Origin of the sequence: Citrobacter sp. Cf088 (assembly GCF_030334295.1) — a bacterium.
GTDB classification, from domain to species: domain Bacteria; phylum Pseudomonadota; class Gammaproteobacteria; order Enterobacterales; family Enterobacteriaceae; genus Citrobacter; species Citrobacter freundii.
This window is the reverse complement of the sequence record NZ_JAOWEE010000032.1, coordinates 15,281-31,908: the sequence shown is the minus strand read 5'-3', so window position 1 is coordinate 31,908 and position 16,628 is coordinate 15,281. Positions and strand designations below refer to the sequence as shown.

The window sequence follows — 16,628 nt, the reverse complement described above, 5'->3', positions numbered from 1 at the left end:
ATGACACCACGTCAAATTATCCTCTCACATATTACAGCTGAGAAAGCACTCCCACGAGGAACGCTGATCTGGTTATTCTACGAGAATGCCGATGATTTAATCAGCCTGAATGAAGTGGGCGATAATCTTGAAAGGTGGCATCAACGAGTTGGGTCGCCTGAAGAAATTCAGGTGATACTGGATATGCCTGATGACGATTCAGAAGTCTGGCTATTCAGCCCAACAAAATTATTCTCCCCACGGGTAAAAACCCCCGTTCTGACAGCCAGAGATAGGGCAGTTGCTCGCTATGGCGTTTCTCGCGTTATGACGGCGGAGAAAGTTGTTTTTCTGTATTCAGGGTATCTTCTGCACCTCTATAGACAGGCATATGGTTTCACCGGCCCTGCGCCTGAAGTTCGGGTCAACTGGAGTGCCAAACATTCATGGGGCGGCAGGAGCTCAATCACTATTTCACCATCGTCCATTTATCCTGACAGTGATACACCGCGCTATCGCTACCATGAGTACGCACATATAGAGCAGCGTAAGGACATCGGAGCATTTTATTCAATCAATCAACTGGATCATATCAAAGGCGTAGTGGCACATGAGCTTGCGCACTTTTGCCAGCGCCACACTGGAAAAGATAATTTTAAATTTGGTTTTCCGGTACTCCCTGAAAAAGATTTCAGAACGGCTCATGGTGATGGGTGGCAGTTCTTGTATGCATTTTTCAGAACAGAATTAAATAAAAGAATTCAGCGATAACCCAAAAAAAGGCATAACCAATGTACCTTCTTTCCATTTTATTATTTACATTTGTTTATCTGTTATCCTTTAATTCTGTTATAGAGGAAAATAGAGACCGCTATTCCATACAGACTTTTGCAATAGTGATGATCACGATATTCCTGATATCAATGCCAGTAACAACAACTTTTGTGTCGTTGATGCTTGAAGAAAACCAGAGAGAGCATCGTGATTTGATTTCCTTCCTGCAAATCAATTCCGTTTGGTTCGCAGGAGCCGGGGGGCTGGTGGCTATCTTCTTGTCAGCCCTGACAATGGTTCGCCTGAAGCAAAAACGTATCCGTCACAAAACATCGAACCTTAACCTCATCGTTGTGGGCCTTTTCGCGGGCGTAGTCTCTTTTGCCAGCGCGTATAAGCATCTAGCTTTCTTCAGTGGGGATGATGCGGGAGTGTTTTTATATGAGGCTATACCAGCCATCGATGACATCGACTGTAACGCGCCAATACTCCTGGTGAAATGGGAACCTGACTCAAAGAAGCCAACTGCATGGCGATGCCCTACGGGCGTTGCATTCAATATCAATAGTCCTACTCCATTCCTACCTTGGGGTTCATATGAGGAAGGGGAGAGTTCAAAACTAAATGAAGTGATGACAATTTTGATGAAAAATGCGGTCAAAATCGAAAAACGTCGCCATCTTGATGTCATCATTACGAGCTAAGGCCTTGTAATCACTGGATTACAGGGCTTTTTTATGTACCCGAAAAAAAAGAGACATTTTGTCCCCAAATACGCTTCGTCACCTGTTTGGTGTGTGTTTAACTGGATTTACAGCAAGCAACGAACCTCGCGACACAATAACTAAAGCGGAGAAACACCATGAACACCGACGTTAAAGCTATCTTCGAACAAAGCCGTACCCTGGAAAATCTGGAAGGCGCTGCGGTACTGATGCGCAGCTTAGACAAAGCGCCATCATCACTCCGAGCACTGAGCGATTTCGTAACCAAAGCGCGTAAAAGCGGCAATACGGAACAGTTCGAAGAAGCCGATATCGGGCGTAACAACGTCTTTGCGGTGAGCCCGTACTGGTTGTTTGTGGAAGAGGGACTGAACCTCCGCGACGTAAATTATGACCGTGCGGTAATGTTCAAACACGCTTATCTGGAACGTCCTCAGTCAGTGCCTGTCATCCGCGTTAAACCAGTAGTAGTGGAAGGCGTAACCCGCCTGAAAATCATTGATGGCCACCACCGTTTTGCTGGCCTGATGATGGCGATTGCTGAGGGCGCGAGCTTCCAGAAAATCACCGTCGAGGAATTTGAAGGCGGCAAGGACGAAGAAGTCTACAACATGATCGAGAGCGCCAACTCCCTTCAGTTGAAGATGGTGGAACGCGCTGAAGGCTTCAAGCGCCTGATTGGCTGGGGTCACACCATTGAGTCGATTGCTCAGCGTCTGGGTGTCTCTCTGGTCACCGTTCGCCGCAGTATCGTGCTGGCAAACGCTGACTTCAGCATCAAGATGCTGGTGAAAGAAGATAAGGTATCTGGTGACGTTGCCGTTGACGTTATTAACGAATGTCAGGGTACTGACCGCGACCCGTATGAAGTCCTGATGGAATCCCTGAAAAAGGCAGAAGGAGCTGGGAAAACCCGCGTCACTGCCAAATTCGTGAGTTCCAAGAAAAAGACTGGCCTGAAACCGAAAGTTATCCGTAAAACCTTCGACAGCCTGTTGCCAACCCTGAGCCAGCTGCGCGACCAGATCCCGCCGCAGCCGGAAGGTGAGCATGAAAATCAGATCGAAATTACGGAAACCGTGCCGGAAGAAGTCGTCTTACGCCTGACTCCTGAAATGGCCCGTACTCTGATGGCTACCCTGGCTGAACTGGAATCAGCAAAACAGGCAGAAGATGCTGAAGCTAATGGTGACAACGACGGTGATAGTGCTGAAAACAACGGCGGTGCTGACGATGCGACTGATGCCGATACCGATGGCGCTAACCAGCAGAATGGTGAAACTGAAGAGACTCAGCTGCACCCGGTGTACTAACCTCCCAGCAGGTCTTTAACAGACCTGCATAAAATTCCTTTTCATTCTGATGGGCCGGATAAACCGGCTCATATTTTTGCACATATAAATGGCCGCATTTTGCTGTCTTAAATTTTTCGATGATAGACAGGAGCGCATTAAAATATCAGGGTTATAGACTTTTTTGGATAGCAATGGGGGTCGCGTTGAATATTCAGACTAATTATATCGAGCTGCAAAATTGGCTCGAAAAGGCAAAAAGTATTTATTCCTCCGCAGGATGCCCGCACGAAAGAGTTGATGATGGCATTTTAAAAATTGCAATGCAGGTAGCGGCTATTAGAAAAACAAAACCAGATATGCTGCATGTATTCCTTCAGGAGTTAATTACTGAGTTCAAGGGTTATAAACTCATTCAGTGCCGATTCAATAAATCCAATTATGAGCATTTTGTTATGACCCCGGAAATTCAGATTCTGATCGGTGGTCTTATGGATAAAGCGTCAGAGGGAATAATGCTGGCTTCTATCTGCCACATGCTACAGGTAGATACGTTATCCGAACTTCTAAGCCTAATCCCAACGGGAATGCCAGACACCGATGTACTGGATGCGCTATGGCGTGATCAGAAGACGCCCGCAGGACTGAACCTGCTTGATGACTTCGTACTTCTGGATACCGTTGCGCTGGCTAATAAGCGGGGGATTGCTGCATGAATGTATCGGCGTTGATTAGTAGCCTCTATGTGACCGTTATCGCCGGGCAGGAGCTGGAAGCAAAAGCTCTGGAGCATCACGAACGCCGTACAGCTGGTCGATTTTGCCGAAAAACACTTTCTGTCCACGCGGTGAAGCGCAAGCCCGGGGTGGAATTTCTGGCGCGGCTGAAAGTCAATTACGCCCGCGCCAACCTGACAAACTGCGACCCCGGTACAGTAGCCGAGCTGAGGCTGGTGGGCCGCTCTGATGAAGCGAATGAGCTCTCTGAAGCAATTCTAAAGGCAATAGCATCCAGTTACCCGGAGTTGGTATCGGAATGCGCACGACAATTACAAAAACAAAAGCTATTCCAGAACCTCTGAGGCCACTTATGACTATGGCGGACATCTCGTTTACCGAAACAGGTGAGACAAAGCAAACAGCTGAATACAGCTTAAAAACCCCTCCGCAATCGATAGAAGCGGAACAGTCCGTGCTGGGCGGGTTAATGCTTGAAAACCAGAGATGGGATGATGTGGCAGAAATCGTTAGTGAGCAGGATTTTAGTTCTCGACCGCATCGCTCAATTTTCTCTGCAATGAGATCGCTCGTTGCGAATCAATTCCCGATTGATTTGATAACCCTCGCTGAGCACATCGAAAACGAGGGAGAAGGTAAGCTGGATAGTCTCGGCGGTTTCGCCTATCTGGCAGAACTGTCAAAAAATACGCCCAGTGCGGCAAATATAATTGCCTACGCGCAGATCGTCAGGGAACGTGCCGTAATCAGGGAAATGATAAAAGTTGCCAACGAAATAACCGAGGCCGGTTACAACCCGGAAGGTAGGACAAGTGACGAATTGCTTGATCTTGCAGAAAGCCGGATTTTCCAGATTGCAGAGCAAAGGGGAAATAAAAGCGGTGGGCCGGAAAATATCAGCAGCATTCTGGACAGAACCGTTACCAAGATTGAAGCCTTGTTCCAGCGTCCCCATGACGGGGTCACTGGAGTTGATACCGGCTACGTGGACGTGAACAAGAAGACAGCCGGTCTACAGCCCTCGGATTTGATTATTATCGCTGCCAGACCCTCAATGGGGAAAACTACGTTTGCAATGAACATCTGCGAGAATGTATCGCTGACAAACGATAAGCCCGTCATGATTTTCAGCCTGGAAATGCCTACGGAACAGCTCATGATGCGCTCACTGGCATCGCTATCACGCGTCAACCAGACCAGCATCCGAACCGGACAGCTCGATGACGAGGACTGGGCCCGGTTATCCGGCACAATGGGACTGCTGCTGGAAAAAAAGAACATTTACATTGATGACAGCTCTGGCCTAACACCTATGGACGTTCGCTCCCGGGCGCGTCGATTGTCCCGCGAACACGGTGGGCTTAGCCTCATTATGATCGACTACCTTCAGTTGATGCGTGTACCGTCGTTATCTGACAACAGAACTCTGGAAATTGCTGAAATCTCCCGATCTCTGAAAGCACTGGCAAAAGAGCTGAATGTACCGGTAATCGCTTTATCGCAACTAAACCGCTCGCTTGAACAACGTGCCGATAAACGTCCGGTAAACTCAGATTTGCGAGAGTCAGGCTCCATTGAGCAGGATGCTGACCTGATCATGTTTATTTACCGTGATGAGGTCTATCACGAAAATAGCGATATGAAAGGTATAGCCGAAATTATCATAGGTAAACAGCGCAACGGGCCTATAGGGACAGTACGTCTCACATTTAATGGTCAATGGTCTCGATTTGATAATTATGGTGGCCCTGAGTATCATGATGACGACTGACCATAAAAGCTACTGACCTTATCCTGATATTTAATTAAAGGTTTTCGACTGTTTAATTTCGCCAGCTGATTGGCCCGATAGATAATGGTTCTACGGACAGCAATCTTTTATATAGGTGTAAAATGAAAACGATACTCTCAGCTTTATTATTCGTTGTTTCATGGAATGCACTGGCACAGGATGAGGGAAATAGTGGTGATAAAAAGCAACAGGCAACGGCAACTATTCAAATTTCGATTACAATTTTACCCGAACCGGTAAAACCAAAGATCACCAAAGAACAGGTGAGTGATACGCTAACCGTCATTTCTTATGAATGGTAGCATCCAGACAACCAACGGTTAAGCCTGCTCCAGCAAAGAAAAGTATCTTTCTGAACATCACTTCGTCACCCGAATGCCTCGTGATTTAATAAGTAAACAAACCGGACAATATTCACGAGGTGTTTTATGACAAATGAAACTCAGAACAACGCATCCGCACCTGAAGAGTTAATCACGCGTATATCGCAGGTCATTAAACGCAAGGATGGATCTGAAGTGAAAATTACTGCTCAGGCTGCGTTCGGTGCAGGGTTAACTCGCTCTATCGATGTATATGTTCTTCGTCGGGATAATGCTGATTCAAACTGGCAAGGTTGCAGTAATCGACCAAAAGCAGGATGGCGGAATATGTCTGTAGATGAATATATCCGTGAAGGGCGCTCTGAAATGCTTAAGGCAGTTACGCCGGGAGAAATTCTAAAGCTCACAAATGCCATTGGCAAACCAATGAGTTGTCTTGATCAATTATTTCCATCCCCGATTACTAAATAAATCATTAAATAATACCGCTGGCCTTATTCGTCAGCTGGTACGCCCGTGTTTAAATAAATATACAAAACGAATAAATAAACAGGTGAACCATGCAACAGGTAATCGACTTTGGCACATCAGAACCGACCCTTGCCCCAATCCTTACCGGGGATAAATGGGATACGGTTTGGCAAACACTGGCTAATGACGAAGACCTGAATTATGTCGATGCCAGCACTGGCACGAGCATGGCCAATCTTATCACCACCGGCACAAACGCCATTTATAAAGCGCTTACTGACGGCTGGACTATGAGCCTGGCGTATTCATCAGGAAAGGACTCTGAGTGCGTTCTGCACCTCTTCCTGATGGCGCTGGTAAGGGCTACCCGCAATGGCACAAACATCAGCCAGCATCACTATGTGATCCACACCGACACGGGCATCGAGAATCCAGCCGTCCGCTGGCTGGCAGACACAAAACTCGCCGAACTTGAGGCATTCGTTGAAAAGCACCAGTTACCGCTGAGCATTGTAATTGGTAAGCCTGGACTGACATCTGGGTGGACTGGCCGCATCCTTTCAGGGCGAGGATTGCCAACATTTTCAAATAGTTCCGCCAGACAGTGCTCGATCGACTTGAAGGTCGATCCTGCACGTCGGGCCCGTGCCGAGTACATGCGAGGACTGCCTAAAGCCGTTCGTCAGCGCGTTTGTCTGCTGCTGGGTTCCCGTGATGCAGAGAGCACAACCCGTGCCATGAACATCGAAAAAAAAGGCGGGAGCGCTGAAGACGTTAAACAGACAAAAGAGGGCGGTGAGCTCTATCCGATCCGTCACTGGCATCAGGGGAACGTATGGGAATTCCTGCTATCGTCCGGGGATGAGGCTCGTTTTGCGTTACCCAGTTACCTGCCTAACAATAATGAAACTGCTGAGCTCTACAAAGAGGCTACGGGCGAATGTGTCTGGACGGGTTCTGAAAAAGCAAAAAGCGCCTGTGGTTCACGATTTGGCTGTTACCTTTGCCAGGCTGTAGGGCTCGACCGCTCTATGGAAAACCTGCTGAATGCCGACCCGGAGAAATATGGCTATATGGCTATCCTGAACCGGCTTCAGCGTTTCATTGCCAAACGCCGTTATGCCTGGGAAGACCGCCATCCAGTGGGCCGCACGGTATACGAAGGTGGGTATATTAAGATCCAGCCAGATGTATACTCGCCGAAATTCCTGGAACGTCTGTTACACATCTGCTGTAGCGCCGACTACGTAGAGCAGCAACGCGCCGATGACGTTGCCGAGAAACTCGCTTACGGCTTGCTGGAAGACAATGCGCATAACCGTCGCATGTCCCGGCCTCAGTTCCGCATCGTCAGCGAAGAAGCCGTTGTGCATGTCGATTTCATGTGGGCTTTCCATCATTTCAATGACAAGCCTTTTAGGGCACTGGAGATCTACCACCGCGTCTGGGCCCACGGCGAGCTGGATCTGTTGACTGATGAACCGACGATGCCTGTAGTCCCTCAGTCCCCAATCCCTAAAGCAGTCTGGCTGAAGGTGGGGAAATTTGGCGATGACTCACTATTTGATGGGCTGGCTGATCCTGTTGCGGAAATGACCTATTTCGACGGCGGAGATGACGAACGCGCCGCACGTGTCATCAAGACAAGAGACGGCCACCGTCGTGTTGTCAGTTTCAGCGAAGATAACGAAGTTACCGTAGATGAAGAGTCTGCAAGCTTTGTGTTATGGGTGGAATACCCACGCCTTAAATCTGCTATTGAGAGCGGGGCGTACACCGCTGGGAGCGCGGCGCAGTTCTACCTGCGTTTCGGCACGGTATCTCTGTGCAAAGGTAAGTCAGCCTTGTATCACAAAATGATGCAGCGTGGTCAAACCTACCATCGACTCGGCCTGACCGGATTCCAGTCGATGGAAGGGATCACAGCTCGAAAAGACCTTCGCATCCTCTCGACCGAGAAATACCAGCATGTTCTGAAAAGAACGCTGGAGGCCCGGATCATTCGTTTTAAATGGTGGGCTAACCTCGCTTTCACCATCCAGTACCACATGACCCGCATGACAGAATTTGGGTTCTGGCTGCATCGCGTCTTACGCCAGGAAAGCCATAACGAGCTTATGGACGAGAAAACGCTGTGCAAAAACAGCCTGGAAACTGTCCTGATCAACCAGACCAATGCCTGGTGTCTTGTGATGAGTGACGTGGGCAACAAACCTGATACATCAAATGCGCTGCGCCGCTACTGGAGACAGGAGCGGGCCCGAGCTTTCGCGCACTGTGCTTCAGTACCGGAAGTCCTTAAATCGCTGGTGGCTCGTGAGATGTTCAATATTTATCGACGTGCGCTTTATGAACTCAATAGCCATAAAGAGTTGAGCCTTGGCCTGATACACATACAGGAACTGGCAACTCAGAACGCGGACGCGTTACGGATCCATATCAAAATAATGATGCGGTTAATCAGGCTGTGGCAATTGTCAGGTTTAACAAGCATTGGTCAGAGTGAATTTTGTGAGGCGGCTTAACTGCCTGGAATAAAGGGAAAATAATGAAAATCATGCTTTCACTAGGCTCTGTTGCTATTACGACAGTAGCATCTATGTTGTTGCTGTGCAGCCAGGCTAATGGCAGCAACGGGAACAGGCCTTTACGGATCAACGAACCTGTTCAGATTACTATCGAACAAGTGATGTATCGCATTGCAAATGGTAACCAGAATATCGGCATGAAAATGCGTGAAAACCCAGTGCTGTTTTCGGGTCATGCCGGAATCAGTGTAGAGCTAAGTGATTTTCCGCCCGGGTCAAAATCCGCGCCCGTACCCGGAACTACCGTAATGCTGCGTACCGCTTTGTCTGGTCAGACAGAGGCCTGTTATCAGCAGCACTGCTACTCAGCCGAAGTGACCACGTACAACGAATAGAGGTCTTGCTATGGCAGACAGAACTGATGGAATGAAAGGAAGAGCACTGATTAGGCAGTTGTCCGGTATGCCACCCGGCGTTAACCCATTAAACGTTCCTCAGCCGCTTAAGCGAACCGTGTGCCTGGCAAAAGGCATAGTGGATACATGGGATAGTTTTCCATCCGAAAACAACCTTGCAATCGCCCTGGAAAACGCCGCTGCAATATCACGGCTGGCGATAAGCCTCCTGCAAGAACGGGAAGTACTGTACCGGCAGCTGGCATCTCTTGGAGTAGAACCAGAGAAAATGAAACAATCCGTCGAAGCCATCCCGATGGAAACGCTTTTAAAAAGCCTTCCAATGAGGAAAAAGTAACTTTCTAGCGTTTTTTGTTTCCGCTGTAAGAAGACACCTTTTTTGGTGCTCAATAGCAGTATTTTTTTAACAGATAAACTAAACGAATTCAATATTTCTTAAATTCAAGCACATTTTGTCTTCTTTTAAATTTCGTCGTAGGTTTAATGCAGTTAATAATGTTACTCACGGATTAATTTTTAAAAAATACAGAGCCTAATCAGGCTATACGGGTTTTGTAATTGCTATCATTAAAGTCACGAGGAAAACCATGAGTGCATACGTCGAGCAGGTATTTAATGATGTTGAAAAAATGCGTGGCAAAGTTCTGGCCGACCGATTCCGCATGGTATTCAAAAAAATCCAGCTTGTGAAGAACGACGACTCAGACGAGGCCTACAACCTGAAGCAACAGGAAAACCTAGCCGCTGTCACTGAACTTCAGAATGCTGGTGGTTTCATTGATTGGGACATCAAGGTCACTAAGTATAGCAACACATCCACTCAGGTTGAGTTGCGGCATAAGGTAGATGGTGTGCTGGTATGGCGCGATTTTACCTTCGTAAGCGATTTTGTATTCGAACTCGCTAAAAACGTTGTCTATTCAAAAGAGACGGTCTGAATTCAATTATTGCATTAATAACCGGTGGAAAAATGGAGCAACTGACACCTGCAAAACTCGACTCGATGATTACTGAGACTACAACTGAACTGCTATATGCGTAGAGGGCACTTATCAGCCCAAGCCGAGCTGATGCGATGGAAAAGAAAGCGTCTCAATTACTCAGCATATTATTGGAGTTAAAGGAACTAAGAAATAAAAGCCCACAAAAAATCATACTGCCACCCCCTGCATGTTGCTTTGCAGATCATAGTTATCCTGCATATTCCAGAGACCAAGTTATTGCAATACTTGATTCTCTTGGACATAAAATTATTGAAAAGGAAAATTAATGCGCCAGACAAAAATCGTAAATATATTCTATGCCAGTGCTGAAGAGCTTCAGCTAGGCATTAACGAGATAGATACTGAGATTACGACCGCTTTGCAGAACGGCAATATGGAAGCCGTCAAAAAAGCAACGTTACTTAAAAACACCATGATTAGTCTGCTGGACAACAAACAGAAGGGCGAGCTGGTTCAAGAAACGTGTACGTCAGGCGAAAAGGCTGATTCATCGGTAGAAATAACGGACGCAATGGCCTACGCGTTCCACGCGGCATCTGGTGAGGGTGCAATTGGTTCCGATGATGTTGAAGAGATAAAGCGTGGTCTGCGGGTAGTTATCAATGAGTGTGGCCTCACAAATCACCTCGTAAAGATCCCTGCTGGTTTACACGATGCAACAGCTCAGCTTGTAGTTAACTTCGCCTCTGAGATGGCGGGTAAGCTTTACCGGGCCCAGGAGAAGTATGGTCGTGGGGCTGAATGGGCAAAATCTGACTGGAAGGATGAATGCCTCAAAGAGCTCCACCGACACCTTTCAAAAGGTGATCCACGTGATGTAGCAGCCTACTGCATGTTTTCGTGGCATCACGGTTGGCTGACCCACAGCGAACAACCTGCTATAGCGGGGCTCAGCGAAAGAGTTCTGTTCGATAGCTTTATGAAAGATGATTACTCACCTGATTCAAGTGGTTCAGTATCAGAGGAAGAAGAAAGGGTCTTTCTTGAGGTGCTCTTTCACATATGGCAAGGCCGGGCCGCAGTTCAGAATGGATTAACTCAACAGGAAATGGATATCGTAATGAAGTACCGGGAACAAAATCAGAAATAACATTACTGCGTTCTGACAACCAGTAAATTAACTCGATGCGGTATTTCAGAAAGGAAAAATTATGATCGTTCTCAAATACCCTCCTTACCCATCGCCCTTCTGGTTCCGGGGGGAAAAAGATAAAACGGGTGTGGTTACCGAGGTTGGAACAGTTTATGTGGAAGCAACAAAGGATAACCTGCTGCTGGTGGAGGGCACACTCCCTCCGGTAGGTGCGACTTTGTTTCTTACACCTGACCGGTTCGATATTAAAGCTGAAACTGAGATTGATAGCCGGGCCCGACGAGAGGAACAGGCCAGACAACGTCTGACACGGCAAGAAGAAGAACGACAGCAAAAGGCCGCTCTCGATATGAAGCTGATGCAACAGGCGCAAGAGCGAAACGCTCGTTTGTATCTTCCGGTACGATGGACAAGCGGATTCAAATCGGTGATTTCCGGGCTGACGGAAAACAGTAGCGGTAACGGTATAAACCGGCGAACTGTGATTCACGTGCTTTTACTTGAGGACATACGTGATGGGCGCCTGGTCAGAAATGAAGGGGATTTTCTTTGCACCGCCGCAGGTGGAAGTAACGGCAAGCTTTGGGTTAACCCAGCCACCCATAGTGATGGTGAGTACGGGCCTTACGTATGTGAAATAACGTGTAAGCAGTGTATTAAGGCTGCTCTACGTTGGCAGGATAAAAATAAGGCCGTCCCACCGGAATGTGTTCCGTAGGTATCAGGCGAACCGATCACCACGCTATAGAGAGAGGGGACAGTGAACATGCAAGTTGCTAAAAACAAGTACGCCGTTCTGGACAGTGCGATCATGAAAATACTCGGCAAAGAGCCGGTTCCATTTTCACTGATTATGCTTCCAGACGTAGCTGGTGAGTGTTCCCGACTCGCTGATGAGGAGAGGAATAAGCCGATGCCATTCCGCATTCTTGACCGGCGGTTACAGGCGCTAAGAAAGGCTGGCAAAATTCAGTTCGTGACCGGAAAAGGCTGGGTAAACCCTCTTTCCTGACCACCCGCAATTCGTACTGCATCTTCCTTTTCGTAAAAGGCAACTCTTCGTTGCCTTTCATCCCCCAGAGCTATTCGTCACCTGCCCCCCCAACGATAAAATCAAAGTATCACAAACAATATGTCCCCCATTTAAGCCATTAGAAACACCATGTCCTAGTACAATAGCGGCAACATGGCTAAAGCCGGGGGAAGGAGATCATAATGACGGGTATCGTGCGCATTGAACAACCGGTAGAGCGAATTGAACGTTTCCATTCTCTTCAAGGCGGTCAGTACTGGCGGGCAAATGAAGCCATTGCTGAAGAGAACATTGCCGCTTCCGAAGTACTGCTGATTGAATCGCTGCGTTGGGTCGACAACAAACTGCATACGGTCATTCTGCGCACCCACCCATCAAAACATGGCCAACACATTCGGTTTGAATATACCGATGAATCTGGCCGCACTTGTGGCACTACCCGTAGCTTCACTCAGCACCGCTTTTTGTTTGATGACTTCGTTAACAAATTCACCTTTGCTGCTGACTCGAAAGAAGTCCGCGAAAGTGAAGTGCAGGCCTGCCAGCAGTTGGCTCAGAAGCTGACCGTTGAACTTTCCGAGGCGATGACAAACCCTGAACGCATGAAAGAGATCATTGCGGAACGCCTTGAAAAAGAGCAGACAGAAAAAAGCGAGAACAAACTCAATACTCTACCCGCGACGATTGACCAGTACACAAACCTCGCCACCGGCCCGTTAGAAAATGCGCTGACATCCGGTGTCAATGAGGAAAGCATTAAGGGAATGATGGAAGCGGCTCGGCATGGACATAAACTGGCCGTCATACAATCTGAATGGCTACAAGGTAAGAATAACGAAATTACCAGGGCCGTTCAGGCCGTCGTACCCTATTACCAGGAAATGGCTGCGGCGCAGCTGGCCGCATTCGAAGAGAGCAGGGAGAACGTTGAATCGCTGATGAAAGGGATTGCGTCTCTGGATCTTTTCATCGGCAAAGATGTTGTCGTCAACACGATAATCAAAGGCAATTCAGCCCCGAGCGACATTCCTCTGACATTTGTCCAGAAAAAGCTACTGATGGATGAGGAGCTCGCTGTCTATCTGGATCTGGGAGACTGGTTCGATTTCACCAAAGCAGATTTATTCGACCAGGCACTGCAAAAACACCCGGGCCTAATCGAGCAGATTTTCCCGACCCAACGTTGCGTACTGGTTATGGCCGTCACCAGACGGCACGTCAATTATCAGGATCCGTGGGAGGCTGCGGCCAAAGACTTTCAAAACAGATGTGTCTTCCTGCTGGTACGAGACGGCGAAAATATTTACCAGGTATGCAGCCCGGTTGAATCTCATCTGGGCGCTCATACGCTGTTCCCTGAACGTGACGAGCAGGACGCGCTTTTTCGCGGTTTTGACGGTTCTCGCATCACCTTCCGCGATGTAGCTTACACTGACCGGCTGCGGGCGCATGAAAAGATGGCGCTGCACTATAAACGTTTCCTGATCCTTTGCTGCGGGCTCGACCAGCGTGAGCGCCTGTTTGGCGAATTCTATGATCGCAGTAGTAACATTAATTTCATCTCGATGGACTTCCAGGAGAAATATTGCCGCTTTATTCATGACGCAGATGGAACCGGTCTGTTGAGTGACCCGGAGGCCGATACCAGACCATCGCTGGAGTCCTACATTAAGCAGGCGAACCAGCACCTGCGTTCTGGTTCACGCGTCTTTTGTGAGTGGAGACAGGTCGTTAATCCGGTTACCGCACCCGGGGCAGCTAAGGATGATTCAGGTAACGGCTACCGGGGACATTCATTCACGGTTGATTTCGTTAAAAGCCGTAGTACCAGCGTGGCATACCAGAAGAATGAAGAGATCTACGTTGATGTGCCAGTCGTTCAGCACACCTACAGCCGTAATGCGAAGTCAGACAAACGAGAATTCAATGCCAAGGTATGCCTCTCAAAATTCAGAACCTCTGATAGCCTTGGCTATCTTTGCCTGGACACGGTGAAATCCGCCGATCTCGAATATTACATTCACAACCGGCGTATCCGGGCTAACCATCTTTATTACATCCGGCTCTTCAAAGAACTTGCGGCACTGCTGAAGCTGGAAGAAACGCATGAAGAACAATACCGAAGCAAAATGCTGGCGGCTTTAAACGCCGGGAACATCGGTGACGAAAATGACCGGGTTGCGGCTGTAGATAAAACGATTCAGACGTGGCGCTGCGCAAACCGAGGTGCATCCCTCCAAAGTGGTCTGGAAGATGAGAAGCAATGGAAAGCGCTCCTTGCCATGATGGATTTAATTGCATGGCGAGGTCATGCAAGCATCCCGCAAATTGAATGCTACTGTGAGCAACTTGGAAACTCTCCTCTACGGCTTGTGGTAATGCCAAACGGCAAACTGGGCCTGTATGTAGCCCCACGAGCTGAAGAACGAAACGATGCAGCTGAGAAACACAAATGGGCTATACGTGTGGTATTGAGTCTGACGCGTACCGGTGTGAAAGAGGTATCTCGCTCATGGGCTCTGGTTAACGAACTGAGCGTATCTGAATGCACCCTCAAAGAATGGCCGCTGGTGGATGAGTGGAAAGGGTTAAAGTCTGTATTTGAAAGCTACGACCGGAAACTTAAAGCTCTGGCAGACATTGAACTGGGCCGTGAGACTCTCAAGCGTCTGAATCCCAGCAACCAGGAAGGTCTGAGCGAGCTGGCAGAATTGTGGATTAATGCTTTTGAAGAAATGAACTTCTACCGACCGACTGGCGGGATCGTTCAAAAGCCAGTAATGATGATCCCGATTGGTCTTATTGTCGACCGTGAGGAGTGGTCATACTTATATCTTGGTACACGCGGCTCTGCGGTCGAGTATATCTATCAGAATCTGAATGATAAGGCACTCAAGGCCCGGGTAGCCCACCGTCTGATTTCAAATTACGAGGTCAAAGAGGGTAAGCTCGATAATCTTGCCAATAAGAAAACAAGTCTGGGTCTCTTTTGCACAAAACAGCGCCCGGACATGGCCCCTTTTAGCGCAGACCGAAACATAGAGACATATGGGCCTGATTTCGGCGTTAACCATGCTGTGCTTACGCATATGGTATCGTTTAAATCGCAGATAGCGCTGATTCAGCAAGAGGCAGATCGCGGCTTACACCGTCGCTTCACGATAGCCAGCAACCTGGTCAGTTCAGCCGGGGAGTTGCTTATCGATCAACTGCTCGGCGATGCGGCGCGAGATGCAGATGAGCCGGTAGATATTCTTGAGGTGGTTATTAACCCAGCGCCAACCGGTGAACCAGGGGCGAAGCTGAAGAAGAATGGTGAGACATTCTGGCATAAGCACTGGTGTGATTTGTGTAAGCCAGGAACCGAAGAAAGCCTGGCACTCTCCCACATTCACGCGCCGGATCACGTCATTACGCGGACTTCGTTCAGTTCCAAGGAGGATGCCATCCTCTTCGTACTCAAGACGATGCCGCAGGCCAGAAAATACGAAAAGGATTTCTTCCGCGACAATGATTTCGATGTACCTGATGGGATTATTGAACGGTGGATAGACCGTTAATCATATGCAGTATGAATAAAAAAAAGCCCGCTTTAGTCGTTGCAAGCGGGCTTTTTATTTCTTCGCGTTACAGCTGTGGCATCAATTACAAAACGGAACGGCTTGGTGCCGGGGCGAAGAACGGAGAAAGGGATAGGCACGAGGTGGTGATAATGTTGCTATTCATATGGGGTATGAATAAGAAACAGCCCACTTGCGAGTACTAAGTGGGCCATTGAGGGTCAGGCATAAGACTCAGACAGAGCAGTAGCGGCTTCAAGCGCCGGTTCAAGCGACAGGCTGTTATCGCTGATAACATTCCATCCCTCATTGCCGTAAACAAAATGGACGTAACCTGCACGTTCAGTTTCTTCAGGGCGATAAGCATAGAAGTAGTCTTCATCAGTAGAGAACATGGCTTCAACAATACGTTCTACGTTCGTAGAGCGCTTCAGCACAATCTCTTCTGAGTCGAATACCGAGATGCTATATCCTGCTTCAATCAACCCGGTTGCTGCTGCCCGGGCAATTTCCTGCTCAATACGTTGCCGCTGATCTACGTTCATGCCTGCTGCTCCTCGATGGGAAGTGAAGTCGAACACACGAGAAAGCATGAACTATAGTTCACATTTAATCAATAAAAAAGGGAACTATACTTCACTTATTCTTGGTTTTTTTTAATACTGGTAGTCCTGCAAGCGCATCGTTCCAATGCTGCTCGCGTTCCTCATTACCTGAAATATTACTTATCCATCTTTCGGACTTGCCCCAGCGCTGTGCCAGCGCCTGCCGCGTCCAGCCTTTGCGTTTCATCTCTGCTTTAAATTCATCGCTGGTGGGTTTGTACATAGGTTAATCCACGTGAACTATAATTCACCTGATAGTACGGTAAGGCTGGTTAAGTAACAACGGGATATCGACG

Annotated in this window: 18 protein-coding genes; 16 read left to right on the top strand and 2 right to left on the bottom strand. The window is 48.1% G+C overall.

The window, feature by feature from the left end; all coding sequences use genetic code 11:
- From OGV71_RS02985 to OGV71_RS02910, 16 genes are all read left to right on the top strand, one after another.
- Positions 1-750, top strand: a complete 750-nt coding sequence (locus tag OGV71_RS02985) for a hypothetical protein (protein ID WP_007372317.1) — start codon at positions 1-3, stop codon at positions 748-750.
- Between the two features lie 20 nt (positions 751-770).
- Positions 771-1,457 carry a hypothetical protein gene (locus tag OGV71_RS02980; protein WP_016241554.1) on the top strand — a complete coding sequence of 229 codons (687 nt, stop codon included), beginning with the start codon at positions 771-773 and terminating at the stop codon, positions 1,455-1,457.
- Positions 1,458-1,615: 158 nt separating this feature from the next.
- The gene (locus tag OGV71_RS02975; protein ID WP_007372318.1) at positions 1,616-2,791 is read left to right on the top strand and encodes a ParB/RepB/Spo0J family partition protein; all 1,176 of its coding nucleotides are present in this window, start codon (positions 1,616-1,618) and stop codon (positions 2,789-2,791) included.
- 185 nt (positions 2,792-2,976) lie between these two features.
- Entirely contained in the window at positions 2,977-3,486 is a 510-nt protein-coding gene (locus tag OGV71_RS02970) for a hypothetical protein (protein WP_223307977.1), read from the top strand.
- A complete protein-coding gene (locus OGV71_RS02965; RefSeq protein ID WP_007372320.1) occupies positions 3,483-3,851 on the top strand; it encodes a hypothetical protein in 369 nt (122 codons plus the stop codon). Before OGV71_RS02970 ends, OGV71_RS02965 begins: the two co-directional genes overlap by 4 nt.
- Positions 3,852-3,865: 14 nt before the next feature.
- Positions 3,866-5,278: a replicative DNA helicase gene (gene dnaB, locus OGV71_RS02960; RefSeq protein ID WP_007372321.1), complete on the top strand. Its 1,413-nt coding sequence runs from the start codon at positions 3,866-3,868 to the stop codon at positions 5,276-5,278.
- A 122-nt stretch (positions 5,279-5,400) separates the two neighbouring features.
- A complete protein-coding gene (locus tag OGV71_RS02955; protein ID WP_007372322.1) occupies positions 5,401-5,601 on the top strand; it encodes a hypothetical protein in 201 nt (66 codons plus the stop codon).
- Positions 5,602-5,727: 126 nt separating this feature from the next.
- Entirely contained in the window at positions 5,728-6,093 is a 366-nt protein-coding gene (locus OGV71_RS02950; protein ID WP_008786579.1) for a hypothetical protein, read from the top strand.
- Between the two features lie 89 nt (positions 6,094-6,182).
- A complete protein-coding gene (locus tag OGV71_RS02945; protein ID WP_007372324.1) occupies positions 6,183-8,618 on the top strand; it encodes a phosphoadenosine phosphosulfate reductase domain-containing protein in 2,436 nt (811 codons plus the stop codon).
- A gap of 23 nt (positions 8,619-8,641) precedes the next feature.
- A complete protein-coding gene (locus tag OGV71_RS02940; protein WP_008786576.1) occupies positions 8,642-9,016 on the top strand; it encodes a hypothetical protein in 375 nt (124 codons plus the stop codon).
- Positions 9,017-9,026: 10 nt separating this feature from the next.
- Complete coding sequence (locus OGV71_RS02935) at positions 9,027-9,374, top strand: hypothetical protein (protein ID WP_008786575.1); 348 nt, start codon at positions 9,027-9,029, stop codon at positions 9,372-9,374.
- 250 nt (positions 9,375-9,624) lie between these two features.
- A complete protein-coding gene (locus tag OGV71_RS02930; RefSeq protein WP_007372327.1) occupies positions 9,625-9,975 on the top strand; it encodes a hypothetical protein in 351 nt (116 codons plus the stop codon).
- Between the two features lie 331 nt (positions 9,976-10,306).
- On the top strand, positions 10,307-11,131 hold the full coding sequence (locus OGV71_RS02925) for a hypothetical protein (protein ID WP_007372328.1): 825 nt from the start codon (positions 10,307-10,309) through the stop codon (positions 11,129-11,131).
- A 61-nt stretch (positions 11,132-11,192) separates the two neighbouring features.
- Positions 11,193-11,852, top strand: a complete 660-nt coding sequence (locus tag OGV71_RS02920; RefSeq protein WP_008786574.1) for a DUF8336 domain-containing protein — start codon at positions 11,193-11,195, stop codon at positions 11,850-11,852.
- Between the two features lie 48 nt (positions 11,853-11,900).
- A complete protein-coding gene (locus OGV71_RS02915; RefSeq protein WP_007372330.1) occupies positions 11,901-12,146 on the top strand; it encodes a hypothetical protein in 246 nt (81 codons plus the stop codon).
- Positions 12,147-12,349: 203 nt separating this feature from the next.
- Positions 12,350-15,727 (top strand): hypothetical protein, encoded by a 3,378-nt coding sequence (locus OGV71_RS02910; RefSeq protein ID WP_007372331.1) that lies wholly within the window; start codon positions 12,350-12,352, stop codon positions 15,725-15,727.
- A gap of 221 nt (positions 15,728-15,948) precedes the next feature.
- Here OGV71_RS02910 and OGV71_RS02905 read toward each other — a convergent pair whose 3' ends face one another.
- Both OGV71_RS02905 and OGV71_RS02900 read right to left on the bottom strand, forming a co-directional pair.
- Positions 15,949-16,272, bottom strand: a complete 324-nt coding sequence (locus OGV71_RS02905) for a hypothetical protein (protein ID WP_007372332.1) — start codon at positions 16,270-16,272, stop codon at positions 15,949-15,951.
- Positions 16,273-16,363: 91 nt separating this feature from the next.
- Positions 16,364-16,555 carry a hypothetical protein gene (locus OGV71_RS02900; protein ID WP_007372333.1) on the bottom strand — a complete coding sequence of 64 codons (192 nt, stop codon included), beginning with the start codon at positions 16,553-16,555 and terminating at the stop codon, positions 16,364-16,366.
- Between the last annotated feature and the right edge of the window lie 73 nt (positions 16,556-16,628).

What these genes read in the sequence shown, in the direction of transcription:
- OGV71_RS02985 (WP_007372317.1), top strand. Translation starts at nt 1, where the DNA reads ATGACACCACGTCAAATTATCCTCTCACATATTACAGCTGAGAAAGCA.
- OGV71_RS02940 (WP_008786576.1), top strand. Translation starts at nt 8,642, where the DNA reads ATGAAAATCATGCTTTCACTAGGCTCTGTTGCTATTACGACAGTAGCA.
- OGV71_RS02900 (WP_007372333.1), bottom strand. Translation starts at nt 16,555, where the DNA reads ATGTACAAACCCACCAGCGATGAATTTAAAGCAGAGATGAAACGCAAA.
- OGV71_RS02965 (WP_007372320.1), top strand. Translation starts at nt 3,483, where the DNA reads ATGAATGTATCGGCGTTGATTAGTAGCCTCTATGTGACCGTTATCGCC.
- OGV71_RS02945 (WP_007372324.1), top strand. Translation starts at nt 6,183, where the DNA reads ATGCAACAGGTAATCGACTTTGGCACATCAGAACCGACCCTTGCCCCA.
- OGV71_RS02935 (WP_008786575.1), top strand. Translation starts at nt 9,027, where the DNA reads ATGGCAGACAGAACTGATGGAATGAAAGGAAGAGCACTGATTAGGCAG.
- OGV71_RS02905 (WP_007372332.1), bottom strand. Translation starts at nt 16,272, where the DNA reads ATGAACGTAGATCAGCGGCAACGTATTGAGCAGGAAATTGCCCGGGCA.
- OGV71_RS02955 (WP_007372322.1), top strand. Translation starts at nt 5,401, where the DNA reads ATGAAAACGATACTCTCAGCTTTATTATTCGTTGTTTCATGGAATGCA.
- dnaB (WP_007372321.1), top strand. Translation starts at nt 3,866, where the DNA reads ATGGCGGACATCTCGTTTACCGAAACAGGTGAGACAAAGCAAACAGCT.
- OGV71_RS02920 (WP_008786574.1), top strand. Translation starts at nt 11,193, where the DNA reads ATGATCGTTCTCAAATACCCTCCTTACCCATCGCCCTTCTGGTTCCGG.
- OGV71_RS02910 (WP_007372331.1), top strand. Translation starts at nt 12,350, where the DNA reads ATGACGGGTATCGTGCGCATTGAACAACCGGTAGAGCGAATTGAACGT.
- OGV71_RS02915 (WP_007372330.1), top strand. Translation starts at nt 11,901, where the DNA reads ATGCAAGTTGCTAAAAACAAGTACGCCGTTCTGGACAGTGCGATCATG.
- OGV71_RS02975 (WP_007372318.1), top strand. Translation starts at nt 1,616, where the DNA reads ATGAACACCGACGTTAAAGCTATCTTCGAACAAAGCCGTACCCTGGAA.
- OGV71_RS02950 (WP_008786579.1), top strand. Translation starts at nt 5,728, where the DNA reads ATGACAAATGAAACTCAGAACAACGCATCCGCACCTGAAGAGTTAATC.
- OGV71_RS02980 (WP_016241554.1), top strand. Translation starts at nt 771, where the DNA reads ATGTACCTTCTTTCCATTTTATTATTTACATTTGTTTATCTGTTATCC.
- OGV71_RS02930 (WP_007372327.1), top strand. Translation starts at nt 9,625, where the DNA reads ATGAGTGCATACGTCGAGCAGGTATTTAATGATGTTGAAAAAATGCGT.
- OGV71_RS02925 (WP_007372328.1), top strand. Translation starts at nt 10,307, where the DNA reads ATGCGCCAGACAAAAATCGTAAATATATTCTATGCCAGTGCTGAAGAG.